At 72.0% G+C, this 24183-nt stretch carries 29 protein-coding genes and 1 other RNA gene; 14 read left to right on the forward strand and 16 right to left on the reverse strand.

The annotated features are described in order from the left end of the window. Window positions 1-5 precede the first annotated feature (5 nt). Window positions 6-1343 (reverse strand): glutamine synthetase family protein, encoded by a 1338-nt coding sequence (locus OGL89_RS13755; RefSeq protein WP_263120726.1) that lies wholly within the window; start codon window positions 1341-1343, stop codon window positions 6-8. A gap of 97 nt (window positions 1344-1440) precedes the next feature. Here OGL89_RS13755 and OGL89_RS13760 point away from each other — a divergent pair, with 97 nt between their 5' ends. Genes OGL89_RS13760 through OGL89_RS13770 form a run of 3 tightly spaced genes read left to right on the forward strand, consistent with a single transcriptional unit; the run spans window position 1441 to window position 4744 of the window. Continuing rightward, window positions 1441-3117 carry an NAD+ synthase gene (locus OGL89_RS13760; protein ID WP_263120727.1) on the forward strand — a complete coding sequence of 559 codons (1677 nt, stop codon included), beginning with the start codon at window positions 1441-1443 and terminating at the stop codon, window positions 3115-3117. A gap of 1 nt (window position 3118) precedes the next feature. Next, the gene (gene panB, locus OGL89_RS13765; protein ID WP_263120728.1) at window positions 3119-3949 is read left to right on the forward strand and encodes a 3-methyl-2-oxobutanoate hydroxymethyltransferase; all 831 of its coding nucleotides are present in this window, start codon (window positions 3119-3121) and stop codon (window positions 3947-3949) included. 48 nt (window positions 3950-3997) lie between these two features. Beyond that, entirely contained in the window at window positions 3998-4744 is a 747-nt protein-coding gene (locus OGL89_RS13770; protein WP_263120729.1) for a M15 family metallopeptidase, read from the forward strand. Here the strand turns inward: OGL89_RS13770 and OGL89_RS13775 are convergent. Continuing rightward, complete coding sequence (locus OGL89_RS13775; RefSeq protein ID WP_263120730.1) at window positions 4741-4920, reverse strand: SPOR domain-containing protein; 180 nt, start codon at window positions 4918-4920, stop codon at window positions 4741-4743. The genes OGL89_RS13770 and OGL89_RS13775 overlap by 4 nt on opposite strands. A 46-nt stretch (window positions 4921-4966) precedes the next feature. Here OGL89_RS13775 and map point away from each other — a divergent pair, with 46 nt between their 5' ends. From map to OGL89_RS13790, 3 genes are all read left to right on the forward strand, one after another. Continuing rightward, window positions 4967-5818, forward strand: a complete 852-nt coding sequence (gene map, locus OGL89_RS13780; RefSeq protein ID WP_263120731.1) for a type I methionyl aminopeptidase — start codon at window positions 4967-4969, stop codon at window positions 5816-5818. A gap of 19 nt (window positions 5819-5837) precedes the next feature. Then, window positions 5838-6614 (forward strand): polyphosphate--glucose phosphotransferase, encoded by a 777-nt coding sequence (gene ppgK, locus OGL89_RS13785; RefSeq protein WP_263120732.1) that lies wholly within the window; start codon window positions 5838-5840, stop codon window positions 6612-6614. A gap of 66 nt (window positions 6615-6680) precedes the next feature. Further along, the gene (locus tag OGL89_RS13790; protein WP_263120733.1) at window positions 6681-6854 is read left to right on the forward strand and encodes a CsbD family protein; all 174 of its coding nucleotides are present in this window, start codon (window positions 6681-6683) and stop codon (window positions 6852-6854) included. A 186-nt stretch (window positions 6855-7040) separates the two neighbouring features. On the opposite strand, the gene OGL89_RS13795 is transcribed toward OGL89_RS13790, so the two are convergent. From OGL89_RS13795 to OGL89_RS13805, 3 genes are all read right to left on the reverse strand, one after another. Next, window positions 7041-7364, reverse strand: a complete 324-nt coding sequence (locus tag OGL89_RS13795) for a hypothetical protein (RefSeq protein ID WP_263120734.1) — start codon at window positions 7362-7364, stop codon at window positions 7041-7043. Window positions 7365-7810: 446 nt separating this feature from the next. After that, the gene (locus OGL89_RS13800) at window positions 7811-7963 is read right to left on the reverse strand and encodes a hypothetical protein (protein ID WP_263120735.1); all 153 of its coding nucleotides are present in this window, start codon (window positions 7961-7963) and stop codon (window positions 7811-7813) included. After that, window positions 7947-8252, reverse strand: coding sequence for a hypothetical protein (locus OGL89_RS13805; RefSeq protein WP_263120736.1), 306 nt, complete (start codon window positions 8250-8252; stop codon window positions 7947-7949). The genes OGL89_RS13800 and OGL89_RS13805 overlap by 17 nt, the downstream gene beginning before the upstream one ends. A 154-nt stretch (window positions 8253-8406) precedes the next feature. Between OGL89_RS13805 and OGL89_RS13810 the strand changes: the two genes are divergently transcribed. Together OGL89_RS13810 and OGL89_RS17215 are read left to right on the forward strand one after the other, a co-directional pair. Then, window positions 8407-8781 (forward strand): VOC family protein, encoded by a 375-nt coding sequence (locus OGL89_RS13810; RefSeq protein ID WP_263120737.1) that lies wholly within the window; start codon window positions 8407-8409, stop codon window positions 8779-8781. A gap of 116 nt (window positions 8782-8897) precedes the next feature. Continuing rightward, complete coding sequence (locus tag OGL89_RS17215) at window positions 8898-10280, forward strand: GAF domain-containing SpoIIE family protein phosphatase (RefSeq protein ID WP_263120738.1); 1383 nt, start codon at window positions 8898-8900, stop codon at window positions 10278-10280. A 61-nt stretch (window positions 10281-10341) separates the two neighbouring features. Here OGL89_RS17215 and OGL89_RS13820 read toward each other — a convergent pair whose 3' ends face one another. After that, window positions 10342-10698, reverse strand: a complete 357-nt coding sequence (locus OGL89_RS13820; protein ID WP_263120739.1) for an ATP-binding protein — start codon at window positions 10696-10698, stop codon at window positions 10342-10344. A 204-nt stretch (window positions 10699-10902) separates the two neighbouring features. Beyond that, an RNA gene (rnpB, locus tag OGL89_RS13825) (RNase P RNA component class A) lies at window positions 10903-11287 on the reverse strand. Window positions 11288-11418: 131 nt separating this feature from the next. On the opposite strand from rnpB, the gene OGL89_RS13830 reads away from it, so the two are divergent. From OGL89_RS13830 to OGL89_RS13840, 3 genes are all read left to right on the forward strand, one after another. After that, window positions 11419-12165 (forward strand): peroxide stress protein YaaA, encoded by a 747-nt coding sequence (locus OGL89_RS13830; protein WP_263120740.1) that lies wholly within the window; start codon window positions 11419-11421, stop codon window positions 12163-12165. 69 nt (window positions 12166-12234) lie between these two features. Then, the gene (locus OGL89_RS13835; RefSeq protein ID WP_263120741.1) at window positions 12235-13200 is read left to right on the forward strand and encodes a phosphodiester glycosidase family protein; all 966 of its coding nucleotides are present in this window, start codon (window positions 12235-12237) and stop codon (window positions 13198-13200) included. Window positions 13201-13205: 5 nt separating this feature from the next. Then, the gene (locus OGL89_RS13840) at window positions 13206-14291 is read left to right on the forward strand and encodes a bifunctional glycosyltransferase family 2/GtrA family protein (RefSeq protein ID WP_263120742.1); all 1086 of its coding nucleotides are present in this window, start codon (window positions 13206-13208) and stop codon (window positions 14289-14291) included. Here the strand turns inward: OGL89_RS13840 and OGL89_RS13845 are convergent. Genes OGL89_RS13845 through pip form a run of 5 tightly spaced genes read right to left on the reverse strand, consistent with a single transcriptional unit; the run spans window position 14215 to window position 18529 of the window. Further along, window positions 14215-14916 (reverse strand): histidine phosphatase family protein, encoded by a 702-nt coding sequence (locus tag OGL89_RS13845; RefSeq protein ID WP_263120743.1) that lies wholly within the window; start codon window positions 14914-14916, stop codon window positions 14215-14217. The two genes, OGL89_RS13840 and OGL89_RS13845, sit on opposite strands and share 77 nt — an antisense overlap. Then, the gene (locus OGL89_RS13850) at window positions 14916-15656 is read right to left on the reverse strand and encodes a C4-type zinc ribbon domain-containing protein (protein ID WP_263120744.1); all 741 of its coding nucleotides are present in this window, start codon (window positions 15654-15656) and stop codon (window positions 14916-14918) included. Before OGL89_RS13850 ends, OGL89_RS13845 begins: the two co-directional genes overlap by 1 nt. Then, the gene (locus OGL89_RS13855; protein ID WP_263120745.1) at window positions 15653-16510 is read right to left on the reverse strand and encodes a Nif3-like dinuclear metal center hexameric protein; all 858 of its coding nucleotides are present in this window, start codon (window positions 16508-16510) and stop codon (window positions 15653-15655) included. Before OGL89_RS13855 ends, OGL89_RS13850 begins: the two co-directional genes overlap by 4 nt. A 17-nt stretch (window positions 16511-16527) precedes the next feature. Continuing rightward, entirely contained in the window at window positions 16528-17577 is a 1050-nt protein-coding gene (locus tag OGL89_RS13860) for a zinc-dependent alcohol dehydrogenase family protein (RefSeq protein WP_263120746.1), read from the reverse strand. A 10-nt stretch (window positions 17578-17587) separates the two neighbouring features. Continuing rightward, window positions 17588-18529 (reverse strand): prolyl aminopeptidase, encoded by a 942-nt coding sequence (pip, locus tag OGL89_RS13865; protein ID WP_263120747.1) that lies wholly within the window; start codon window positions 18527-18529, stop codon window positions 17588-17590. Between the two features lie 62 nt (window positions 18530-18591). Here pip and OGL89_RS13870 point away from each other — a divergent pair, with 62 nt between their 5' ends. Continuing rightward, complete coding sequence (locus tag OGL89_RS13870; RefSeq protein WP_263120748.1) at window positions 18592-19290, forward strand: SOS response-associated peptidase; 699 nt, start codon at window positions 18592-18594, stop codon at window positions 19288-19290. Between the two features lies 1 nt (window position 19291). Here the strand turns inward: OGL89_RS13870 and OGL89_RS13875 are convergent, their stop codons facing one another. After that, window positions 19292-19879 (reverse strand): Type 1 glutamine amidotransferase-like domain-containing protein, encoded by a 588-nt coding sequence (locus OGL89_RS13875; protein WP_263120749.1) that lies wholly within the window; start codon window positions 19877-19879, stop codon window positions 19292-19294. Between the two features lie 155 nt (window positions 19880-20034). Between OGL89_RS13875 and OGL89_RS13880 the strand changes: the two genes are divergently transcribed. Then, window positions 20035-21108, forward strand: coding sequence for an acyl-CoA desaturase (locus OGL89_RS13880; RefSeq protein WP_263120750.1), 1074 nt, complete (start codon window positions 20035-20037; stop codon window positions 21106-21108). A 33-nt stretch (window positions 21109-21141) separates the two neighbouring features. On the opposite strand, the gene OGL89_RS13885 is transcribed toward OGL89_RS13880, so the two are convergent. Together OGL89_RS13885 and OGL89_RS17220 are read right to left on the reverse strand one after the other, a co-directional pair. Continuing rightward, entirely contained in the window at window positions 21142-21414 is a 273-nt protein-coding gene (locus OGL89_RS13885; protein ID WP_263120751.1) for a hypothetical protein, read from the reverse strand. Between the two features lie 185 nt (window positions 21415-21599). Beyond that, complete coding sequence (locus OGL89_RS17220) at window positions 21600-22343, reverse strand: LytTR family DNA-binding domain-containing protein (RefSeq protein ID WP_263120752.1); 744 nt, start codon at window positions 22341-22343, stop codon at window positions 21600-21602. Window positions 22344-22471: 128 nt separating this feature from the next. On the opposite strand from OGL89_RS17220, the gene OGL89_RS13895 reads away from it, so the two are divergent. Further along, on the forward strand, window positions 22472-23056 hold the full coding sequence (locus OGL89_RS13895) for a TetR family transcriptional regulator (RefSeq protein ID WP_263120753.1): 585 nt from the start codon (window positions 22472-22474) through the stop codon (window positions 23054-23056). On the opposite strand, the gene OGL89_RS13900 is transcribed toward OGL89_RS13895, so the two are convergent. Continuing rightward, complete coding sequence (locus OGL89_RS13900) at window positions 23053-24054, reverse strand: glycosyltransferase family 2 protein (protein WP_263120754.1); 1002 nt, start codon at window positions 24052-24054, stop codon at window positions 23053-23055. The genes OGL89_RS13895 and OGL89_RS13900 overlap by 4 nt on opposite strands. Window positions 24055-24183 lie beyond the last annotated feature (129 nt).

Consider the following 24183-nt stretch of genomic DNA (forward strand, 5'->3'; position numbering starts at 1 on the left):
TGCGGTCAGAGCATCGGCAGGAAGCGCTTGAGCTCGTAGGGCGTGACCTGGGAGCGGTACTCCTCCCACTCCTGGCGCTTGTTCCGCAGCACGAAGTCGAACACGTGCTCGCCCAGCGTCTCGGCGACCAGCTCGGACTTCTCCATCACCGCGATCGCGCTCTCGAGCGTGGCGGGCAGCGGGTCGATGCCCAGCGCCCGGCGCTCGGAGTCGGTCAGCTCCCACACGTCGTCGTCGGCGCCCTCGGGCATCTCGTAGTTCTCCTCCACGCCCTTGAGCCCGGCGGCCAGCATGACCGCGAACGCCAAGTAGGGGTTGGTGGCGGAGTCCACCGCGCGGTACTCGATCCGCGCCGAGTTCGACTTGCCGGGCTTGTACATCGGCACCCGGACCAGCGCGGAGCGGTTGTTGTGACCCCAGCAGACGTACGACGGCGCCTCGGAGCCGCCCCACAGCCGCTTGTAGGAGTTGGTGAACTGGTTGGTCACCGCGGTGATCTCGGCGGCGTGCTTGAGCAGACCGGCGATGAACGAGCGCGCCACCCCGGACAGCTCCAGGTCGTCGCCCGGAGCGTGGAAGGCGTTCCGGTCGCCCTCGAACAGCGACAGGTGGGTGTGCATCCCGGAGCCGGGCTGGTCGGCCAGCGGCTTGGGCATGAAGGACGCGTACACGCCCTGCTCCAGCGCGACCTCCTTCACCACCGTGCGGAAGGTCATGATGTTGTCGGCCGTGGTGAGCGCGTCCGCGTACCGCAGGTCGATCTCGTTCTGGCCCGGGCCCGCCTCGTGGTGGGAGAACTCCACCGAGATGCCCATCGACTCCAGCATGGTGATCGCCGCACGCCGGAAGTCGTGCGCGGTGCCGCGCGGCACGTGGTCGAAGTAGCCGCCCTGGTCGACCGGCACCAACGGCCGGCTCGGGTCGGCGCTGGGCTCGAAGAGGTAGAACTCCACCTCCGGGTGCGTGTAGAAGGTGAAGCCCTTCTCCGACGCCTTGGCCAGCGCGCGCTTGAGCACGTTGCGGCTGTCCGCCAGGGACGGCTCGCCGTCCGGGGTGAGGATGTCGCAGAACATCCGGGCGGTGCCGTGCCGCTCGCCGCGCCACGGCAGCACCTGGAACGTCGTCGGGTCCGGCTTGGCGATCATGTCCGCCTCGTAGACCCGGGTGAGCCCCTCGATCGACGAGCCGTCGAAGCCGATCCCCTCGGAGAAGGCGGCTTCCAGCTCGGCGGGCGCGATGGCCACCGACTTCAACGTCCCCAGCACATCGGTGAACCAGAGACGGATGAAGCGGATGTCCCGCTCCTCGACCGTGCGGAGCACGAACTCCTGCTGCCTGTCCATGCGCCCCATCCTGCACGATCCAGGTTGCGAGGAGGTGACGTGGGCGGCGAATCGCCGGATGAAGCACCGGCCGACGACCCGCAATAGGGTGCTGCCCATGCCACTGCGGATCGCGCTCGCCCAGATCGACACCTGCGTCGGGGACCTCGACGGCAACACCCGGGCGGTGCTGGACCACACCCGCAGGGCCGCGGAGTCGGGCGCCCGGCTGGTGGCGTTCCCGGAGATGACCGTCACCGGCTACCCGATCGAGGACCTGGCGCTGCGGGCGTCGTTCCGGCGCGGCGCGGAGTCCGCACTGACCCGGCTGGCCACCGCCCTGGTGTCCGAGGGCCTGGGCGACGTCACCGTGGTGCTCGGCATGGTCGGCACGGTCCGGACGGTGAGCCCGGACGCGCCGGACCGGCCCACCAACCAGGCGGTCGTGCTGCGCGGCGGCGAGGTGGTCGCCCGCTACGACAAGCGGCACCTGCCGAACTACGGCGTGTTCGACGAGTTCCGGATCTTCGCGCCCGGCGACCACCCGTGCGTGATCGAGGTCGACGGGCGGCGCGTCGGCCTGGTCATCTGCGAGGACATCTGGCAGGACGGCCCGGTCGAGGCCCTGGTCGGCGAGGACGTGGACCTGCTGCTGGTGCTGAACGGCTCCCCGTACGAGGAGGGCAAGGTCTCCCAGCGCGCCGAGCTGGCCGGTCGGCACGCCGCCACGCTCGGGGTCCCGGTGGCCTACGTGAACATGGTCGGCGGTCAGGACGATCTGGTGTTCGACGGTGGCTCCTTCGTGCTGACCGCCGACACGGTGCTCGCCCAGTCCCCGCAGTTCGTCGAGGACCTGCTGCTCTGGGACCTGGCCGACGCCGGTGCGGCCCAGACGCGCGGCCGGCTGGCTCCGCCGTTGCACCCCGACGAGGAGGTGTACCGCGCCCTGGTCACCGGGCTGGCCGGGTACGTGCGCAAGAACGGCTTCACCCGGGTCGCGCTCGGCATGTCCGGCGGCATCGACTCCGCGCTGGTCGCCGCGATCGCCGCGGACGCGATCGGCGGGGAGAACGTGACCGGGGTGTCCATGCCCTCGCGCTGGTCCTCGGACCATTCCAAGGACGACGCCGCGGACCTGGCCGCCCGGGTCGGCGCGGACTACCGGGTGCAGCCGATCAAGCCGGTGGTCGACGCCTTCGAGGCCGGCCTGCCGCTGGACGGGGTCGCCGCGGAGAACCTGCAGGCCCGGGTCCGCGGCATGATCCTGATGGCGGTCTCCAACGCCGAGGGCCACCTGGTGCTGGCCACCGGCAACAAGACCGAGCTCGCGGTCGGCTACTCCACGATCTACGGCGACGCGGTCGGCGGCTACGCCCCGATCAAGGACGTCGACAAGTCCCGGGTCTGGGCGCTGTCCCGCTGGCGCAACAACCACGCGGTCGACCGCGGGGAGATCCCGCCGATCCCGGAGAACTCGATCACCAAGCCGCCGTCCGCCGAGCTGCGCCCCGGCCAGGTCGACCAGGACTCGCTGCCGCCCTACGACCTGCTGGACCAGGTGCTGGACGCCTACGTCGAGCACGCCGAGGGCCGCGCCGAGCTGCTGGCCCGCGGCTACGACGCCGAGGTCGTCGACCGGGTGCTGTCCCTGGTCGACCGCGCCGAGTGGAAGCGCCGGCAGTACCCGCTCGGACCCAAGGTCACCGCCCTCGCCTTCGGCCGCGACCGCCGGTTGCCGGTCACCAGCAAGTGGCGCGAGCCCATCGCCTCACCCACCCCCAGCACGGAGCACTGAGATGTCGCACATGCCCGACCCCGCCACCACCGTCCGCCGCGTCCGCGTGCACCACCTGGCCCAGGCCAAGCAGCGCGGCGAGAAGCTGACCATGCTCACCGCCTACGACTTCGCGGTGGCCCGCCTGTTCGACGAGGCCGGGATCGACCTCCTGCTGGTCGGCGACTCGATCGGGAACACCATGCTCGGCCACGACTCGCCGATCCCGGTCACCGTGGACGAGATGCTCCCGCCGACCCGGGCCGTGGTCCGGGCCGCCCGGCGCGCGATGGTCGTCGCGGATCTGCCGTTCGGCTCCTACGAGGCCTCGCCCGAGCAGGCACTGGCCACCGCGGTCCGCTACCTCAAGGAGGCCGGCGCGCACGCGGTGAAGCTGGAGGGCGGCAAGCGCAGCGCCCGGCAGATCCGCGCGCTCACCGACGCCGGCATCCCGGTGGTGGCGCATCTCGGCTTCACCCCGCAGTCCGAGAACACCCTGGGCGGGCACCGGGTGCAGGGCCGCGGGGACGTCGCGGCCGAGATCCTGAGCGAGGACGCCCTGGCCGTGCAGGAGGCCGGCGCGGTGGCCGTCGTGCTGGAGATGGTCCCCGCGCCGGTCGCCGCCCGGGTCACCGAGATCCTGGCCATCCCGACCATCGGCATCGGCGCGGGGCCGGAGTGCGACGGCCAGGTCCTGGTCTGGACCGACCTGGCCGGGATGGGGGACTGGTCGCCGCGGTTCGCCAAGCAGTACGCGAACGTCGGCCGGATCCTCACCGACGCCGCCCGGTCCTACGCCGACGAGGTGCGCGGCGGTCAGTTCCCGGACGAGGGGCACTCGTTCCTGGAATGACGGGCGAGTCCCGCCCCCGGGGCCGGTCACCCCTCTAGTCTCGTCGCCATGCGCCGCCTGCTGCCCGACGACGCCCGTCCCCTCACCGTCGCGAGGGCGGGTGGGCAACGGCCTGCGCGCCCCTCGCCGCCACCGACCCTGCGGCTGACCCGTCGGGGCCGGCTGGTGCTCCTCGGCCTGGCCACCACGGCACTCGTCCTGGTGATCCTGCTGGTCGTCTCCCTGGTCCGGCTGATCGCCGGGCCCGCCGATCCGGTCCAGGCCGTCGAACCGGTCGCCACCGTCGACCCGAGCTGCGTCCCCACCCCGGACACCTCGCAGAACTGCTGGCCCGCGATCACCGAGGGCAACGACGACCGGATGGTCCAGTCCCCCTGGGTCACCGGCCGGATCCTGGCCGGTGACGTGGAGGTCGTGCTCAACCACGTCGCCGCCCGCTACGACGCCACCGTCGAGCCGGTCGACCCGGACAGCTCCTGGGGCTGGGCGTACCGCAGCGTGCGCGGCGAGGGCGACGACGCCGACGCGGACGCGGACGCCGCGGGCGGCAGCGAGCTGTCGAACCACGCCTCCGGCACGTCGATCGACCTGAACGCCACCGACCACCCGCTGGGGGTGACCGACACGTTCTCCGACCGACAGGTCGAGGCGATCCACGCGATCCTCGCCGAGGTGGCGCCGGTGGTGGCCTGGGGCGGCGACTTCGACGGACGCGCGGACGAGATGCACTTCGAGATCGTCGGCGATCCCACCGCGGTCGCCGAGGTCGCCGCCCGGCTGCGCGCGGCGTCCTAGTCCTGGGCCTCCCGGCGGTCCTCCTCGTCCCAGGCCGCGTTCCGCTCGCGCGCGGTCGCCAGCGCGTGCTCGGCGGCCTCCCGGGTCGGGTACGGGCCCAGCCGGCTCGACCAGGACGACTCCTTGCCCCGCTCGACCTCGCCGGTCTCCACGTTGAAGTAGAACTCGTCGCTCATGTCTTCCTCCTCTTGCCGTCCTGCGGTGATCCGTAGACTGCCAGGCATGACGTCCGTCCACCCGGGCACGGTGAGTCCCACCCGATCCGTCCCGCAGTCGATCCCGCGCCCCGAGTACGTCGGCCGGCCCGGCCCCACCCCGTTCACCGGCAGCGACATCCCGGCACCGGACGTGCTGGAGCGGATCCGGGTGGCCGCGCGGATCGCCGCCCAGGCCCTGCAGGTGGTCGGCGAGGCGGTCGCCCCCGGCATCACCACGGACGAGCTGGACCGGATCGGCCACGAGTTCCTGCTCGACCACCACGCCTACCCCTCGACGCTGGGCTACCGCGGCTTCCCCAAGTCGCTGTGCACCTCGGTCAACGAGGTGATCTGCCACGGCATCCCGGACTCCACCGTCCTGGCCGAGGGCGACCTGGTGAACGTCGACATCACCGCGTACATCGGCGGCGTGCACGGGGACAACAACGCCACCTTCGGCGTCGGTGAGCTCGACGAGGAGTCCACCCTGCTGATCGAGCGCACCCGTGAGTCGCTGAACCGGGCGATCAAGGCCGTCCAGCCCGGCCGCGAGTTCAACGTGATCGGCCGGGTGATCGAGAAGTACGCCACCCGGTTCGGCTACGGCGTGGTCCGCGACTACACCGGTCACGGCGTCGGAGAGGCCTTCCACTCCGGCCTGATCGTCCCGCACTACGACGCCGCGCCGCGCTACGACCGCCTGATCGAGACCGGGATGGTCTTCACCATCGAGCCGATGCTCAACCTGGGCACCCCGGACTGGATCATGTGGGACGACGACTGGACCGTGCTCACCGCCGACGGTCGTCGTTCCGCCCAGTTCGAACACACCCTGCTGGTCACCGAGACCGGCGCCGAGATCCTGACCCTGCCCTGATCAGCCGATGGAGGCCCTCATGAGCACACACCCCACCACCGCCTTCGGCATCGACATCGGAGGTTCCGGCATCAAGGGCGCTCCGGTCGATCTGACCAGCGGCGAGTTCGCCGCCGACCGGGTCCGGATCCCGACCCCGCAGCCCGCCACCCCGCAGGCCGTCGCCGCCACCTGCGTCGAGCTGGTCGGCTCCTTCGACCTGCCGGAGGACGCCGCGATCGGGGTCACCTTCCCCGCCGTCGTCCAGCACGGCGTCGCCCGCAGCGCCGCCAACGTCGACTCCTCCTGGATCGGCACCAACATCGAGACGGTGCTCGGCGACGCCCTGGGCCGCACCGTCCTCGCGGTCAACGACGCCGACGCCGCCGGATACGCCGAGGCCCGCTACGGCGCCGCCCGCTCCACCACCGGCGCCACCTTCGTCGCCACCCTGGGTACCGGTATCGGCACCGCGATGATCGTCGACGGCGTCCTCGTCCCCAACCTGGAGCTCGGCCACCTGGAGATCGACGGGCACGACGCCGAGTCCCGCGCCTCCGACGCGGTCCGCGACCGGGAGAACCTGGACTTCGAGCAGTGGGCCGAGCGCCTTCAGCGGTATTTCGGCGTGATCGAGGATCTTCTCTGGCCGGATCTGATCGTGGTCGGCGGCGGCGTGTCCAAGCACCACGAGAAGTTCCTGCCCCTGCTGCACCTGCGTGCGCCGATCGTGCCCGCCCAGCTGCGCAACGCCGCCGGGATCGTGGGCGCCGCCGCGCTGGCCGCGGCGCACGGGAAGCCGGTCATCACCAGCTGATCCTCCGGATGCGCCCGCGCACGGTTCGCCTTACGGTCGAGGCAACCCCGAGCGAAGGAGCACCCCATGGGACTCGATGACAAGATCTCGAACGCCGCTGAGAAGGCCGCTGGGAAGGTCAAGGAGGCCACTGGACGGGCCTCTGACGACGACCGCCTCGAGGCCGAGGGCAAGGCCGACCAGTCCAAGGCCGACCTGAAGAGCGCCGGCGAGAAGGTCAAGGACGCCTTCAAGGGCTGAGCGACCTGCGAGGCCCCGTCCCGCACCTGCGGGGCGGGGCCTCGTCGCATCCGAACCAGGGGGACGCACCCATGACCGACTCCGAGCACGAACCCGTCGGCGCCGAGGCGGCGATGATCCCGCACCAGCGCCTGCCGGTGCACGAGGACCCGCTCCTCGACCCCACCGACGACCTGGGCTAGCCGGTCAGTGCCGACCCGGGTGCAGGCGCACCGGTGCGCTGAACCGCGGTGACCCGTCGCCGGTGATCTCCGCCTGCCAGCGTCCCACCGTGACCAGCCCCACCACGTCCAGGTGCGGCTGCGCGATCTCGGTCAGCGGCACCGGGTAGTCCGGCGACGTGGCCCGGCTCTCCGCCAACGGGATCGCCTCCGCGGTCAGCACCGTGACCGTCCAGATCAGCGTCTGTTCCGCCTCCGACGGCAGCGGCGAGTGCATCGCGACCGTGCGTGCCCGTGCCAGTTCCGCGCCACTGAGACCCGCTATGCGGGGCAGATCGTCCTCGTTCATCCCGCGTTCCCCCCACTTGTGTCCGGCACAGTGTGGAACGGACACCGCACGCGTGTCCGGACTTTCGTCCTGTGAGATCCGGGGAAGAGCGCGCCGTTCGCTTCACCGCAGACCGCTTTCACCCGATCGAGGCGGTTCGTCCGGATCCGACGTTTCGTACACTTGTTCGATGACAGGTCCGGATCGCTGGAGCCGCACCCGGCACGGCTACCTCCGGGTCCCGCCTCCGCACTGCCCGGCGTGCGGATGGGGCTGGCCCACCCACGGGCCGTACCGTCCCCGCGAGGGCTCGGTGTTCTGCCGGTGCACGCCGGGCCGGACGCACACGCTGTGGTCCTGTTCCTGCGGAGCGCTGGTGGCGGAGGGCTGCCGGGACGTCCTGGGCTGGGGCCGCGCATCGGTCCCCGCGGGCGTGCGGGACGAGCGGCGCTGGGGATGCTGAGCCGCTACTCGAGGTAGCCGGTCTCCGGGTCGATCTCCGCGAGGAACCCCCGGATCTCCCCCTCCCAGCGCCCGGGAGCGAGCTCGGTGACCTCGAAGTCCTCGCCGTCGACGGTCAGCCGCGTCGGGGCGGCCGGTGACTCAGCAGAGGCGGGCACGGTGCCGGACCTCCCCGTCGGCGTCGAGGTCGCTGATCCACTCGCCGTCCACGGCACGCCCGATCAGGTCGAGATAGGGCCGGACGATGTCGGTCAGCGGGTGCGGGCAGTCCGGCGCGGTCAGGTGGTCGCGGGCCATCACCCGCCCCCCGATGTCGACGAGACTCAGGGACCAGGCGGTCTGCTCCTGCGGGGCCTCGCGAGGAGCGTGCAGCACGACGATGCGGGCTCGGTTCACCTCGTGGGCGCCGAGCTCGCTGATCCGGGCGGGCAGAGGCATGGTCGACACTTCCGTGAGGATGCCGCGCGGATCCGCGGCCAGATCAGAACAGCATCCGCGGAGTCCGGCGCTCTCGCCTCTCAAACCGGACAAAACGGGCCGGATCACCTGTTTGCGCGTCCGTTCGGAGCAGTCCCGGCACCCGTGCGGTCTACCCTTGGCTATGCACGTCACCCCCATCGTCGTGTTCGACGCCGCCGATCTGGATGCCGAGAGCTCGTTCTGGGCCGGTGTCTTCGACGGAACGGTCCGACGCGACGACGACTGGCACATGGTCCAGGTCGACGGTGAGTCCAAGGTCGGCGTGCAGCTCGCGCCTGGCCACACACCTCCACAATGGCCGGACGGCGTCCCCCAGCAGCAGATCCACCTCGATCTGTGGGTGGAGGACTTCGCAGCCTCGCACGCCCGGGTGATGGAGCTCGGCGCCCGCGTCCTGAGCGAGGCGGGTGACAACAACTTCCAGGTCTACGCCGACCCCGCGGGTCACCCGTTCTGCTTGTGCTGGGAAGAGCGTGACGCGGAGACATCCGACTGACACCAGCGCCCCCGGCTCATCAGGACCCGCACCGTCGCGGCCCCGCGGTCCGGCTCCGTGACGTAGGCTCCCCGGTTGCGACGTCGGCCCCGTCCGGTGCGCAGACAGGATGACGCGTGGACGAGGGACGATCAGAACAGGACCGGCTCCTCGCCACCGTGATGACCGAGCTCGCCCGGACCCTCGACGCCGAGGTCGCCGTGGGACGCCTCGCCCAGCTGCTGTGCCCGGCGCTGGCGGACTGGTGCGTGATCAGCCTGGTGGACGACGACGAGTCCCGGGCCCGGCACCGGCGGCTGCGGGACATCGGCTGGTGGCACTCGGATCCCGACCTGGTCGGCCTCGTCGGGGAGTACGCGGGTGCCCGGATCCGGGCACTGAGGCAGCACTCGATGCTGATGGACGCGATGGACTCGGGGCGCGTCGTGCACGTGGCCGCGGACGCGGTCGCCGCACTGGACCGGGCCCTCGAACCCGGACGCGCCCGCGACCTGGTCGATCAGCTGGCTCCGGAGTCACTGACCGTCGTGCCCTTGCACAGCCGCGGGCGCACCCTTGGCGCGGTGTCGTTGTTCAACGGCCCGCAACGCGCCTCGCTGTCGGCTGCCGAGATCGCGACGCTCACCGAGGTGGCCTCGGCGGCCGCGATCGTCCTGGACAACGCCCGCCTGTACCGGCGCCAGCGCGACGTCGCGCTCACCTTCCAGCGGTCCTTGCTCACCGCGCCGGTGCAGCCGGACCACGTGCAGGTCGTGGTCCGGTACCAACCGGCGTCCGAGGGCGCCCAGGTCGGCGGAGACTGGTACGACGCCTTCCTGCAGCCCGACGGGTCGACCATGCTGGTCATCGGCGACGTGGTCGGGCACGACCTGGAGGCCGCCGCGGTGATGGCCCAGCTGCGGTCCATGCTGCGGGCGATCGCCGTCGTGACCCGGGACTCCCCGGCCGAGGTCCTCGCGCACCTGGATGCCGCCGCCCGCACGCTGCGCATCACCACGATGGCGAGCGTCGTCGTGGCCCGGCTGGAGCAGACCGAGCAGGAGGAGGAGCTGGGCGTGACCCGGGTGCGCTGGTCCGCGGCCGGTCATCCCCCGCCGATGGTGGTCAACGAGTGGGGCGAGGTCGCCCAGCTCGTGTCGGACTCCCCCGGCTGGCTGCTCGGCCTGGCACCGGAGCACCCGCGGGTGGACAGCGAGGTCGTCCTCGAACGCGGTTCGACCCTCCTGCTCTACACCGACGGCCTGATCGAGCAGCGCGGCCGGACGATCGGCGACGGGCTGGCCGCGCTGGAGCACGCCCTGAGCCAGCACGCCCGCCGCGACCTCGACACGCTGTGCGACCGGCTGCTCACCGATCTGCCCGCCGGACCCGGCGACGACGACATCGCGATGCTCGCGGCCCGGCTGCACCGCCAGGACCGGCCGCGGCCCGCCGAGGCCGGGCCCACGCGGGTGCCGCCGGACGTGCCAGACGCCGAGAACGGCGACCCGTCCGTCTGAGGCCACCCCGGCGGCCGCCCATGCCACCGGCGGCCGGCGGCGCGCGAACAGGCCCCCGTGATCAGAGCGCGGCGGGTACGAACTGCGCCCAGACATGCTTAGTGGTCGCCGTGGAGTACCAACCGACGCGATCCGCGAGTTCCACCGCCAGAGCGAGCCCGAGCCCTCCGTCGAGGTACAGGGCACTGCGACTCACGTGGGGAGCCCGTGCGGGTGCGTGGTCGGTGACGTCCAGCACACACCCGTGCCCGTCGCTCCGCAGGCACATGCTCGTCGGATTGGCCCCGTGCGCGAGCGCGTTCGTCATCAGCTCGGACGCGACGAGGACGATGCCGTCGACAGCCGTCGCGAACTGGATCCGGGGGGAACTGCGCAGGTCGAGCAGCTCATGTCGCAGCCGGTGGCGGACACCGCTCATCTCGTTCTCCGTCGTCAACCCCCACTGCCGCACACGTCGGAAGCGCCGAGACGGGCGAGAACGATCCAGTTCGCCAGGGTGCGGTGAGCCCGCCGGTGAATCCTGCACGGCGGGTCCTCCGGGGGCAGCATGGGTGAGGCCTCGACCGTAGACCCTGGCCTCGGGACCCGCATGTCGCGGAGTGCACCGATCGTGACCGCGAGGCGGATGAGCTGGCCGATACGCCGGGTTCTGTCCCCGCGCGCGGTCACCCCCGCGCGGGTGGCGGTCATCCATCTACGACGTACGTTGCCGCACGCCTCCAGCGACCTACCCGGGAGCTCGGGCGGGCAGCCCTCGAACGCTCCCTGTCTGGTCTTGCTCCGGGTGGGGTTTACCGAGCCGCACCGGTCGCCCGGCACGCTGGTGGTCTCTTACACCACCGTTTCACCCTTACCGGTCCCCACCCGAAGGTCGAGGCCGGCGGTTTCATTTCTGTGGCACTGTCCCGCGGGTCACCCCGGGTGGGTGTTACCCACCACCCTGCCCTACGGAGCCCGGACGTTCCTCGGCGGATCCGAAGATCCGACGCGACCGCCTGGCCAGCTCATCCGCGGCCCCACAGTACCCGCCCCCGAGCCCGGCGCCCGCATCGAGTGCGGAGAAGTCGTCGCCCCGATCGCCCGGGGAGCGCCGGCTTCCTCGCACTCGACGGTGGGCGGGCCGGATTAGGATCGATCGGTGCTGATCCTGCTGCCGCCCTCGGAGGGCAAGACCGCCCCTGCTGACGGACCCGCACTGGACCTGGCGGCGCTCTCCGGCCCGGGGCTGACCGCGCAGCGGCGGCGGACGTTGTCCGCGCTGGTCACGGCGAGCCGCCGGAAGGACGCCCCGGCACTGCTGGGCGTGGGGGCGACCCTCGGCGCGGAGGTGGCCCGGAACACCGCGCTGCGGACGGCGCCGACCGCGCAGGCCAGGCGGGTCTACACCGGGGTGCTCTACGCGGCGGCCGGACTCGACACGATCGACGACCCGGCCGCACTGGACCAGGTGCGCACGGTGTCGGGGCTGTGGGGGCTGGTGTCGCCGGTCGACCCGATCCCGGCGTACCGACTGTCGATGGGCGTGGACCTGCCGGGGATCGGACCGCTCGCCCCGGCGTGGCGGCCGGTGCTGGCGAAGGAGCTGGACCACAGGGACGAGCTGATCGTCGACTGCCGGTCGGCGGCCTACCTGGCGGCGTGGAAGCCGGTGCGGCCCGACGCGTGGGTGCAGGTGCGGGTGCTGCGCGAGCTCGACGGGAAGCGGTCGGTGGTCTCGCACCATGCGAAGCACACCCGCGGGGTCCTGACCCGGCACCTGCTGACCCGGCCGGGCGCGGCGCCGACCGACCCGGAGTCGCTGGCGAAGGCGGCGTGGGAGCTGGTCGGCACGGAACTGATCGACGTGGAGCTGTCCGGGCGGACGCTGTCCCTCGTCGTGGGCTGACACCGCTTCACACCGTCCGCTCAGGGAGCCCACCGCCCGGGCATGGACCGGCTCCGTAGAACACGGGGCATGACACGACAGACCCGACCCCGCAGGCGCGTGCGCCGAGCCGTCCTGGCCTCGGCGCTCGCGGTCACCCTCTCGCTCGGCGGCACGGCCGCGTGGGCGCTCAACCGGTACGTGATCGAGCACGTCGAGATCGGCGACGTGGACGCCTACGAGGCGGCGCAGGGCACGACCTCGACCGACGACGACACCAGCAGCACCAGCAGCGGCGACGCCACGGTCACGGACACCACCTACGAGTCCGACGACGCGAGCATCTCGATCTCGACCGTGGTCACCGGGTCCGGGGACGACACGGTCACCTACTACGTCGCGGATGTGACGCTGACCGACGCGACCGTGCTGCGGTCGGCGTTCGCGCAGAACGCCTTCGGCACCAACATCACCGAGACCACGTCGGACACCGCCGAGGACAACGACGCGATCTTCGCGATCAACGGCGACTACTACGGCTTCCGGGACACCGGCATCGTGATCCGCAACGGGGTGGTCTACCGCGACGAGGGTGCGCGCGAGGGTCTGGCCTTCTACACCGACGGCACCGTGCAGGTCTACGACGAGACCACCACCACCGCGGACGAGCTGGTCGCCGACGGGGTGTGGAACACGCTGTCCTTCGGCCCGGCGCTGGTGGAGGACGGCGAGATCGTCGACGGGATCGAGGACGTCGAGGTCGACACCAACGTCGGCAACCACTCGATCCAGGGCGAGCAGCCGCGCACGGCGGTCGGGGTGATCGACGACAACCACCTGGTGTTCGTGGTGGTCGACGGCCGGTCCACCGGCTACTCCAAGGGCGTCACGATGACCGAGCTGGCCGAGATCATGCAGTCGCTGGGCGCGACCACCGCCTACAACCTGGACGGCGGCGGGTCGTCGACCATGTACTTCAACGGCGAGCTGGTGAACAACCCGCTGGGCACGGGCACCGAACGCGGCACTTCCGACATCCTGTACATCGGGAGCTGAGGGCGATGATCGTCCTGATCCCGTCCTTCCAGCCCGATCGCCGCCTGGTCCGGCTGCTCGACGACCTGCGGGACTGCGCCCCGGACCTGCACGTCCTCGTGGTCGACGACGGCTCGGGCCCGGCCTACCGCGCCCTGTTCGAGTCGGTGCGCGGCCCCGGACGCACGGTGCTGACGTATCCGGTGAACCGGGGCAAGGGCTGCGCGCTGAAGACCGGGTTCGCGTACATCGCCCGGCACTGGCCGGAGCACGAGGTGGTCTGCGCGGACAGCGACGGCCAGCACTCGGTGGCGGACATCCTGCGGGTCGCGGAGGCGGTGCGCCGACACGAGGGGCCGCCGGCGATGGTGCTGGGCCGGCGCGCGTTCACCGGTCCGGTCCCGGCGCGGTCGACCTTTGGGAACCGGGCCAGCGCGCGGCTGTTCCACCTGGCCACCGGGGTGCCGCTGCGGGACACCCAGACCGGGCTGCGCGGTTACCCCGGGTCGATGCTCGGCTGGCTCGGGTCGGTGCGCGGCGACCGGTTCGAGTACGAGCTGAACCTGCTGCTGCGCGCGGCGGCCGAGGGCATCGGCATCGAGGAGGTCGACATCGCCACGATCTATCTGGAGGAGAACGCCTCCTCGCACTTCCGTCCGGTCCGGGACTCGGTGCGGGTGATGGCACCGCTGCTGCGGTTCTCGGCCGCGTCGCTGTCCTCCTTCGCGGTGGACACCGTGCTCCTGCTGGCGTTGCAGGCGTGGACCGGGAATCTGCTGGCCGCGGTGGTCGGCGCCCGGGTCGGCAGCGCGGGGGTCAACTTCCTGCTGAACCGGCACCTGGTGTTCCGAAGCGGGCCACGGCCCGCCGGACCGGCGCTGCTGCGCTACGCCCTGCTCGCGGTGGGTCTGCTGGCCGCGAACTACCTGCTGCTGCGCACGCTGACCGGGATCGGGATCGGCCTGCTGGTGGCCAAGGTGCTGACCGAGGTCGTGCTCTACCTGGTCAGCTTCCAGGTGCAGCGCCGGTTCGTGTTCAGACCCGGCGCCAGCCCTCGCTCGGCACCCCGACCACAGCGATCTCGTGTCGCCGATCGTGGAACAGTCGGATGATGCTGACCGACGCGGGCGCGACCCGCAGCTGGCTCCACGATCCGGGCTGGGCGCCCATCGTCACGCCGAGGGCCGCCCGGATCGCCACCGCGTGCGAGACCACGACCACGGTGCGGTCGGTGCCCGCGTCCAGCAGCGCGTCCAGCGAGGCGCCGACCCGCACACCGACGTCCGCGATCGACTCGCCGCCCTCGGGGCGGAGGTCGGCCCGGGTGTGCCATGGCTCCAGCTGACCGGGCCAGCGGGCCTCGATCTGCTCGGAGGTGAGGCCCTGCCAGGCGCCGAAGTCGGCCTCCTTGACGCCCTCCTCGACCCGTGCGGTCAGGCCCAGGCGCTCACCGATGATCCCGGCGGTCTCCTGGGTGCGGACCATCGGCGAGCAGATCAACTCGGTGGGGAACGGGATGTCGCCCCACAGGTCGTGGCCGACCCGGCAGACCAGCTCGGCGGCGTCGGCGGCCTGCGCCCGGCCGTGCTCGGTCAGCGACGGGCCGGGCTCGGAGGAACCGGAGTAGCCGCGGGAGACCGTCATCGCGGTCTCGCCGTGCCGGACGAGGACGACGGTCGTCGGTGTGGCGTCGTCGAACCGCGGCGCGGAGCCGGAGGGCCGGGACGGGCGGGCCATCAGAACGCGTCCTCGCCACGGACCAGGATCCGGCCGGACTCCTCGCAGTAGACCAGCTGGTCCTCGGGGGTGGCCTTGATCGCCGCCAGCTCGATCGGCGGGACGACCATGCCGGAGCCCTCCGACCGGCCGTGCCGCAGCGAGGCGACCGCGAAGCCGCCGAGCTTGCCGCGCAACCGCTCGTAGATCGCGATCAGCGACTCCGGCACCGACCCGGCCAGCGCGTCCCGGGCGGTCTGCACCTGACCGGCCTCGGTGTCGATGGTCCCCCAGGCGACGTCCCGGGCACCCTGGACCTCAGCGCGCTGGTTGAACAGGGAGGCATGCGCGGCGGTGAGCTCGCTGAGCGCGCCCTCGTGCGACTCCAGCCGCTCCATCACCTCCAGCTCGACCTCCTCCAGGTCGCCCTGACGACGGGCGAGGGAGTCGATCTCGCTCTGCAGCGCCTGCAGGTCCTTGGCGGAGCCGATGCCGGACGCCATCCGCTGCTGGTCCCGGGCCGCGCGGTCACGGACCTGCTGCACGTCGGACTCGGCCTTGGTCAGCTCCCGGCGCAGGTCGCCGACGGCGGTGCGCGAGGTGGCGATCGCGGCGTCCAGGTCCGCGATCTGGGCGTCCAGCTCGGCGATCCGCGCGAGCTCCGGCAGCGCGTTCCGGCGGTGCCGCAGCTGGTCGAGCTTGGTGTCCAGGGCCTGCAGGTCGAGCAGGCGGCGCTGGTCGGCCGGGGTGGCAGTCGTCACGGGGTGGGTCCTTCCGAAGGGCTGGGCACACGGCCGGTCCACGGATCGGTGCGCCGGGTGCTGACGCGGGTCTCCACGGTAGTCCCGTGGGCTGCGAGGTCGTCGATCAGCGCACGCTCGGCGCCCGGCAGCCAGGGCCACTCGGAGGCGAAGTGCGCGGTGTCGATCAGATAGGGGGTGCCGCCCTCGAACTCCGCGCGTTCGCGCAGCTCGGAAGCCGGGTGATGCCGCAGGTCGCTGGTCACGTAGGCGTCCGCGCCGCTGGCACGGACCTGGTCGAACAGCGAGTCGCCGGAGCCGCCGAGCACCGCCACCGTGCGGACCAGGCCGTCGTCCGGCCCGGCGTAGCGGATGCCCTGGGCGGTGGCGGGCAGGACGGCGGCGACCCGCTCGGCCAGCGCGCGCAGGCTGAGCGGCGGGTCCAGCTCGCCGACCCGGCCGAGGCCGACGGCAGCATCGGCCTCCTCCGGCACCAGCGGCCGGCTGTCCACCAGCCCCAGCAGGTCGGCCAGCTGGTCCGCCACGCCGTCGGTCGCCGCGTCGGCGTTGGTGTGCGCGGTGTAGAGCGCGCAGCCGGCGAGGATCAGCCGGTGCACCAGGGCGCCCTTGAACTCGGTCGCCGCCACCGTGTGCACCCCGCGCAGCAGCAGCGGGTGATGGGTGACGATCAGGTCCGCACCCCAGTCGAGCGCCTCCTCGACCACGGTGGCGACCGGGTCGACGGCGAAGAGCACCTTGCGCACCGGTTGCGCCGGATCGCCCGCGACCAGGCCGACCCTGTCCCAGGATTCCGCGGTGCGCGGCGGATAGCGCCGGTCCAGCAGCCGGACGACCTCGGCCAACGTCGCAGTCATGGGGGTGAATCTACCGGTCAGGGGCGCAGCATCGCCTTGATCGCGCGTCGCTCGTCCATCGCGGCGTAGCCCTCGGCCACCTGGTCCAGCGGCAGCACCAGGTCGAACACCCGGCCCGGGTCGATCGCACCGGACCAGACGTCCGCGGCCAGCTCCTCGATGTAGCCGCGCACCGGGGCGACCCCGCCGACGATGCCGATGTTCGAGCGGAACAGCGTGGACAGCGGCAGCTCTCCCCCACCGGTCGGCAGCCCGACGACGCCGATCCGGCCGCCGGGGCGCACGGTGGCCACCGCCTGGGCCACCGACTCCTTGGTGCCCACGCACTCGAGCACCGCGTCCGGTCCGGCCCCGCCGAGCAGATCCCGGACCTGGGCTGCGCCCTCGTCACCGCGCTCGGACACGATGTCGGTGGCGCCGAACTCGGTGGCCAGCGCCTGCCGGTCCGCGTGCCGGGACATCGCGATCACGCGCTCCGCCCCCAGCCGGCGGGCCGCGATCACCCCGCACAGGCCGACCGCGCCGTCGCCGACCACCGCGACCGTCGAGCCCGGTCCGACCCCGGCGGTGAAGGCGGCGTGGTGTCCGGTGCCCATCACGTCGCTCAGGGTCAGCACCGACCCGAGCAGGTCCTCCGACGGCGTCTCCAGCATCGCGACCAGGGTCCCGTCGGCCAGCGGCACCCGGACGAACTCACCCTGTCCGGCGTCTGTCGGGCAGCCCTCCGCGTCCGTGCCGCCCCAGCCGGAGGACTTCACGCAGGAGGTGTGCACCCCGTTCCGGCAGTGCACGCAGGTCCCGTCCGAGACCATGAACGGCGCGACCACGAACTGTCCCGGACGCACGTCCCGGACGTCCGCGCCGACCTCCTCGACCACGCCGACGAACTCGTGGCCGATCCGGCGCGGCTGCGGCGTCGGGCTCACCCCGCGGTACCCCCACAGGTCGGAGCCGCAGACGCAGGCGGCGACCACCCGCACCACGGCGTCGGTCGGTCGCAGGATCCGGGCGTCCGGCACCTCGTCGAGGCGGATGTCCTGGGGGCCGTAGAGAAGAGTCGCTCGCACGTCCGGCAGCCTACGACCCGGTCCCGGCCGCCGCGAAGCCGTCGAGCGCCGCCCGGAGCAGGGCGAGCTCCCGGTCACCGCCGTGCCCCTCGTCGTCGACGACCTGCAGGGTGCTGGCCGGCCAGTCCCGGTGCAGCAGCCACGGCGTGATCACCGGCCCGCTCACGTCCCGGCGGCCGTGGACCAGGGCCGCCGGGACCGAGGCCAGCTCGTGCACCCGGTCCAGGATCGCGGCCCCGCCGGTCAGGAAGGCGTCGTGCGCCCAGTAGTGCGCGACGGTGGTGGCGAACAGCAGCCGCCGGTCGTCCTCGGCGATGCCCTCGACCGGGCCGAGCAGCGAGATGTGGGTGGTCTCCCACCGGTCCCACGCGTCGGCGGCCCGCCGCCGGTCGGCGCGGTCGGCGGCGGGGTCGGTCAGCCGCCGGGCGTAGGCCTCGACCACCCGTTCACCGGGTCGGCGGCCGGAGTCCGCCGCGAACCGTTCCCACTCCTCGGGGAAGATCCGGCCGACGCCCTCGGTGATCCAGTCCACCTCGGCCCGGCCGGTGGTGGTGACCGCGACCAGCGCCAGCGCCCGCACGCGATCCGGGTGGGCCAGCGCGTAGGCCAGTGCCAGGGTCGACCCCCAGGAGCCGCCCGCAACCACCCAGCGGTCCACGCCCAGGTGTTCCCGGACCGCCTCCAGGTCGGCGATCATCCGCTGCGTGGTGTGCCGGTCGATCCGGGCCAGGTCGTCGACGATCAGCGGCCGGCTCCGACCGCAGCCGCGCTGGTCGACACCGATCACCCGGTAGCGCTCCGGGTCGAAGTGCCGCCGGTACCCGACCCCGTTCAGCCCGGATCCCGGGCCGCCGTGCAGCCAGAGCGCCGGGGTCCCGCCCGGATCGCCGCCGGTCTCCCAGTACAGCTGTGCCCCGTCGTCGACCGTCAGCAGTCCGGCGTCGTCACCCATCCGTCCACCCTACGAGTCGGACAATAGGCCGAAATCGCCTGAACCGTCACACAATGGGCGGCATGTGTGGTCGCTACGCGCAGTCCCGCGCCGACGACGCCCTGGAGCGCGACCTGCTGGTCGACCGGATCCTCGGCGAGCCCCGTTCGCCGTCCTGGAACGTCGCGCCGACCCAGGACGTCCCGGTGGTGCTGGAACGCCGGGAGGACGACGGCGTCCAGCGTCAGCTCCGCAGCGCCCGCTGGGGCCTGGTGCCGTCCTGGGCCCACGACACCTCGATCGGCTCCCGGATGATCAACGCCCGGTCGGAGACCGTCCTGGACAAGCCCGCGTTCCGGAAGGCCGCCGCCGCGCGCCGCGCACTGGTGCCGATGGACGGGTACTACGAGTGGCAGCCGCACGAGCACGGCCCGAAGACCCCGTTCTTCCTGCACGCCGGACAGCCGCTCGCCGCCGCCGGGCTGTACGAGCTCTGGCGGGACCACAGCAAGGACGCCGACGACCCGACCCGGTGGCTGTGGTCGGTCACGATCATCACCCGGCCGGCCTGCGACGCCCTGGGACACCTCCACGACCGCTGCCCGGTGCTGCTCCCCGCCGACCGCTGGGACGACTGGCTGAGCCCGGCGGTGACCGCCCCGGACGAGGTGGGCGCACTGCTCGCCCACGTGCCCGAGCCGCACCTGGAGCCGCGCGAGGTCGGCCGGGCGGTGGGCAACGTGGCGAACGACGGACCGGGTCTGGTCGAGCCGGTGGAGTGACCTAGCGCGACTCGATCACGTCCCAGCCGTCGTCGGTCACCCGGAGTGCCTGGTCGTCGGCCAACGGCAGGAGCCGGTGCGCCGCGCCGTACTCCGCGACCGTCCGGGCGATCAGCTCGGGCGGATAGGGCGGCAGCTTCCCGTCGGCGTGCGGCAGCACGACGTCCGGGATCAGGGCCAGCCCGGCGAGGTCGGTCAGCCCCGGCGCCTCGGACCGGTCGTCCATCACGGTCGCGGGCTCCACGCTCGGGCCGGTGACGATCGACCCGGCGCTGAGGCCGATGTACGGCAGCCCGGCGCGCACCCGGTCGGCGACCACCCGGTCCTGGCCGGTGCGGCGCAGCGCGTCGAGCAGGACGAAGGTGTTGCCGCCCGCGATGTAGAGCACATCGATCTCCGGCAGCCCCGCGGCGAGGTCGACATCGATCACCGGATGGCCCAGACCATCGATGCGGGCTCTCTCCTCCACCGCCCAGGGCGCGTCACCCGCGGCCGCGCCGACATACCCGATCCGTGGGTGCGCGGGCGCGGTCTCGTCGAGGAAGGCGGGGACGGCGCCGGTGCCGAGGGACAGCAGGAGCAGATTCATGCAGTTCAGGGTAGGCGGGAGCACCGACACCGGACCCACACGTTCTCGTCCGCCGGAATCCGGGAAACGCACGTAGAATCGGTCAGTATCCGAACGACGAGCAACACCGCTCAGGCCGCGGCTGGGAAGCCGACCGACACCCCGCTCGGAGCCCGATGACCACGGATACTCTGCCTCCCCGTCCGCGACCGAACGCCGTCACCGGCAGCTATCAGGACCTGTCGCGCCAGATCCGGGAGGCGGGGCTGCTGCACCGCACCCGTGGCTTCTACATCGCCCTGATCGCCGCGCTCGGACTCGCACTGGCCGGGTTGATCGCCGGGGCGGTCCTGCTCGGCGACTCCTGGTTCCAGCTGCTGATCGCGGGCGCGCTCGGCATCGTGCTGACCCAGGCGGCGTTCATCGCGCACGAGGCGTCGCACCGGCAGGTCTTCGACTCCGGCCCGGCCAACGACCGGCTGGGGCGCATCCTGGCCAACGGCGTGGTCGGGATCTCGCACTCCTGGTGGATGACCAAGCACTCCCGGCACCACGCCAACCCGAATCGCATCGGCAAGGACCCGGACATCGCGCCCGACACCATCGTGTTCCTCCCCGAGGACGCGGCCCGGCAGAACCGGGTGATGGCGGCCCTGACCCGGGTGCAGGGCTGGGCGTTCTTCCCCCTGCTCACTCTGGAGGGCCTGAACCTGCACGTCACCTCCGTGCGGACCCTGTGGGCGGCGGAGCGCGGGAGGCAGCGCGCCCTGGAGCTGGCCATGCTGGCCGTTCGGCTGACGGTGTACCCGGCCCTGGTGTTCTGGCTGCTGCCGCTCGGGATGGCCTTCGCCTTCCTCGGGGTGCAGCTCGCGGTGTTCGGCGTCTACATGGGCGCGTCCTTCGCGCCGAACCACAAGGGGATGGCGATCATCCCGGAGGACAGCAAGATCGACTTCCTGAGCAAGCAGGTGCTGACCTCGCGGAACATCTCCGGCGGTGGGTTCATGAGCACGCTGATGGGCGGCCTGAACTACCAGATCGAGCACCACCTGTTCCCCAGTATGCCGCGACCCCACCTGGGCCGGGCCCGTCGACTGGTGCGCGCGCACTGCGCACGCCACGACGTGCCGTACACCGAGACCACGCTGCTGCGGTCGTACGCGATCGTGGTCCGGTACCTGAACGAGGTCGGGCTGTCCGCCCGCGACCCGTTCGACTGCCCGATGGTGCGGCGGTTCCGTCAGGTCTGACGCCCCGCGACGCTCAGCGCGCTGCGCCGGCGCTCAGCGCCCGTCGGGTCGGCCGCCACCCCGGCGGCGACGCCGACGACGGCCGGGGGCCGGGGCCGGTGCATCGAGCGCGGTGGTCGCCGCCGTCCAGGACGTGGTGCTGAGCACCGGCCGGGCGATCCGATCGGTGACATGGTGCCGACCCGAGTCGTCGGTGGACAGGGTGCCGGCGAACTCGCCGCCGAGCGTGGCGACCCACAAGTCGTGATCGGCCTGACGCCAGACCACGTGCGCGGTCGGGGCGGAGACGGGCAGGGACAGGGGCACAGCAAGGGACTGCAGGGAGATGATGAATCCTTCGGTCCGCGCCTACGGCTGCGGATGGTGATGCTGGTCAGCGGCTCGCGGAATGCGTCGACCGGGCTGCGACGCCCGATGGCCACCGTGGCGGGGAAACGCCCCGCACGTACGTGTGTTCGACCAGTGTACCCGATCACCCGGCACGCGCCCGCTCAGGCGATCTCCCCCACCGGCCACGCCTGCGATCCGGCCCCCGCGAAGTAGTCGGTCAGCGCGGACATGAACCCGCGCCGACGCGACCGGCTGATCGCCAGCCGCCGGCCGTCACTGAGCACGCAGTCACCCTCCTGCACCCCGGCGACGTGCCGCAGGTTCACCACATAGCAGTTGTTGCTGCGGTAGAACGGGCGCCCGGCCAGGTCGTCCTCCAGCTGCTTGAGGGTGATCGGGGCGGGGTAGGCCGCGTCGGCGGTGTGCACGGTGGTGTGCCGCCGAGCGCTCTCCGCGTAGAGGATGTCGGCGGTGGGCACCCGGGCGATGCCGCCCCGGGTCGGCAGCACCAGGAAGTCGTCCACCGGACGACGACGCACGGCGGCCACGCTCCGCATCAGCTGCTGGGAGAACGCGAAGTACGGCACCGGCTTGACCAGGTAGCTGAGCGCGCCGACCTCGTAGCCACGGATCGCGTAGTGCCCGAGCGCGGTGACGAAGACGATCACGACGTCGCTGTCCAGCTGCCGGATGTGCTGCGCCGCGGTGAAGCCGTCCATGCCGGGCATGTCCACGTCCAGGAACAGGATGTCCACGTCCGGCCGGTACTGCTCGACCAGTTGCGCGCCGTCCATCAGGACGTCCACCGCGAAGGTCTCCTCGTGCTCGGCCTGGTAGCGCTGGATGTGGCCGACGAGCTGCTGGGCGGCGACGGGGTCGTCATCGACGACGCGAATGGTGATCACGGCTGCTCCCGCGGTCCGGTCCCGGGGCGGTGGGCACGTCGTTGTGACCCGACACCCGCCCGAGGCGTGAACACATGGTCGACTCTGCGTTCGCGGAGGTCAACCAGTCCTATGGCACGATCCCCCACGTGAGCGGACGGAAGCGGGGGCCGTACGCCGGCACTCAGCAGCGCCGGGCGGCGATCATGGCCGCCACCTACGAGCTGGTCCGCGACCACGGGCACCGGTCCACCACCGCGGTCAGGGTCGCCGAGCGCGCCGGGGTCACCGAGTCGGCCGTGCTGTACCACTTTCCCAGCAAGGAACACCTCTACGTCGCGGTGTTCGAGCACCTGCTGTCCGGGGTGATGCACCGGGTCGGCCACGAGACGCCCGCAGAGCTGGAGACGTTCCTGGTCGACCTGGTCACCCGGGACACCCAGCACCCGCACATCGCGCGGCTGTACCAGGTGCTGATGGCCGAGTCCTCGGACCCTTCGCACCCGGCGCACACCGTGTTCCGTGCACGCACCGAGCTGGTGGTCGGTGCCCTGGCCAGCGACTTCGAGGGATTCGCCCGGACCGGACAGGTCCAGCTGGTGTCGACGCCGGAGCGGTGCGCGCGGATCATGGTCGGCGCCTGGGACGGATTGCAGGCGCAGTGGTTCATCCGCCCGGAGTTCGATCTGGCGCAGGACGTCGTCGCGGCCTTCCGCGCGGTCGCCCCGCACTAGCTGAACCCGATCGTGCGCTGGGCGACCCGGTACGCGAGCACCGAGACCCGTCGTCCGGTGCGTCCGGGCAGGTTGCTGATCTGGCCGAGCGCGGACCAGCGCACCCGGCGGTAGAGCATCGGATCGGCCGAACGCAGCCGGGACCACAGCCGGTCCTTCTCCGCGAGGGCCTCCTCGGTGCCGGCCCGGATCAGCAGGATCGAGCTGACCGCGCAGATGATCTCGGTGTGGTGCCGCAGGTAGCGGGCCAGCCGGGGCTCGGCGACCGGGGTGCGGGCGACGTGCTCGATCATCAGCCAGTTCACCCGGAGCTGCTGGTCCAGGCGGCGCAGCATCACCGACTCCTGCACCGACTGGTCGGCCCGGCCGATGAAGTACCGGTACAGGTCGACATCCAGGTAGTAGAGGCTGCGTACCCGGTGCAGCGGGATCAGCGCGTACAGGTTGTCGACGTAGAAGGTGTGCTCGGGCAGCCGCAGGCCCACCGCGCGGAGCACCGCGGTGCGGTAGGTCAGGGCGTGCATCATCAGGTACTGCCGCTTGGCGAACGTCCCGGTGCGGTCCCAGGTCAGCGGCTCGCGTGGCGGCAGGGCGCCGTCGTAGCGGACGACGGTCTTGTGTTTCTTGCCGACCTTCTCGTAGACGAAGTTCGAGATCAGCAGGTCCAGGTCGGGTTGCTCGCGCAGGGTGGCGAGGACCGCGGTCAGGGCGTCGCGGTCGAGCCAGTCGTCGGCGTCCAGGACCTTGAGGTGGGTGCCGGTGGCGTGGGCCAGTCCGGTGTTGATCGCCGCCCCGTGCCCGCCGTTCGGCTGCCTCAGCAGCCGGACCAGCCCCCGGTCCACGTAGGACTGCGCCAGGACCGCAGTGCCGTCCGTCGAGCCGTCGTCGACCACCAGGACCTCGACCTCGGGGCTGAGCCCGACCACCGAGTCCAGGGCCCGGGCCAGGTAGTCCGCCGCGTTGTACGCCGGGACGACGACGGTGAGCACCGGGGTCATGCCACCGGCTCCTTCGCCGCCTCCGGGACCTGCTTGAAGATGATCTTGAAGATCGGGAAGAACACCCAGAAGGAGATGGCGGCGTTGATGATCATGGTGACGATGTCGGCGAGGGTCTCCCCGGTGCCG

Origin of the sequence: Cellulomonas sp. RIT-PI-Y (genome assembly GCF_025642745.1) — a bacterium.
GTDB lineage: Bacteria > Actinomycetota > Actinomycetes > Actinomycetales > Cellulomonadaceae > Cellulomonas.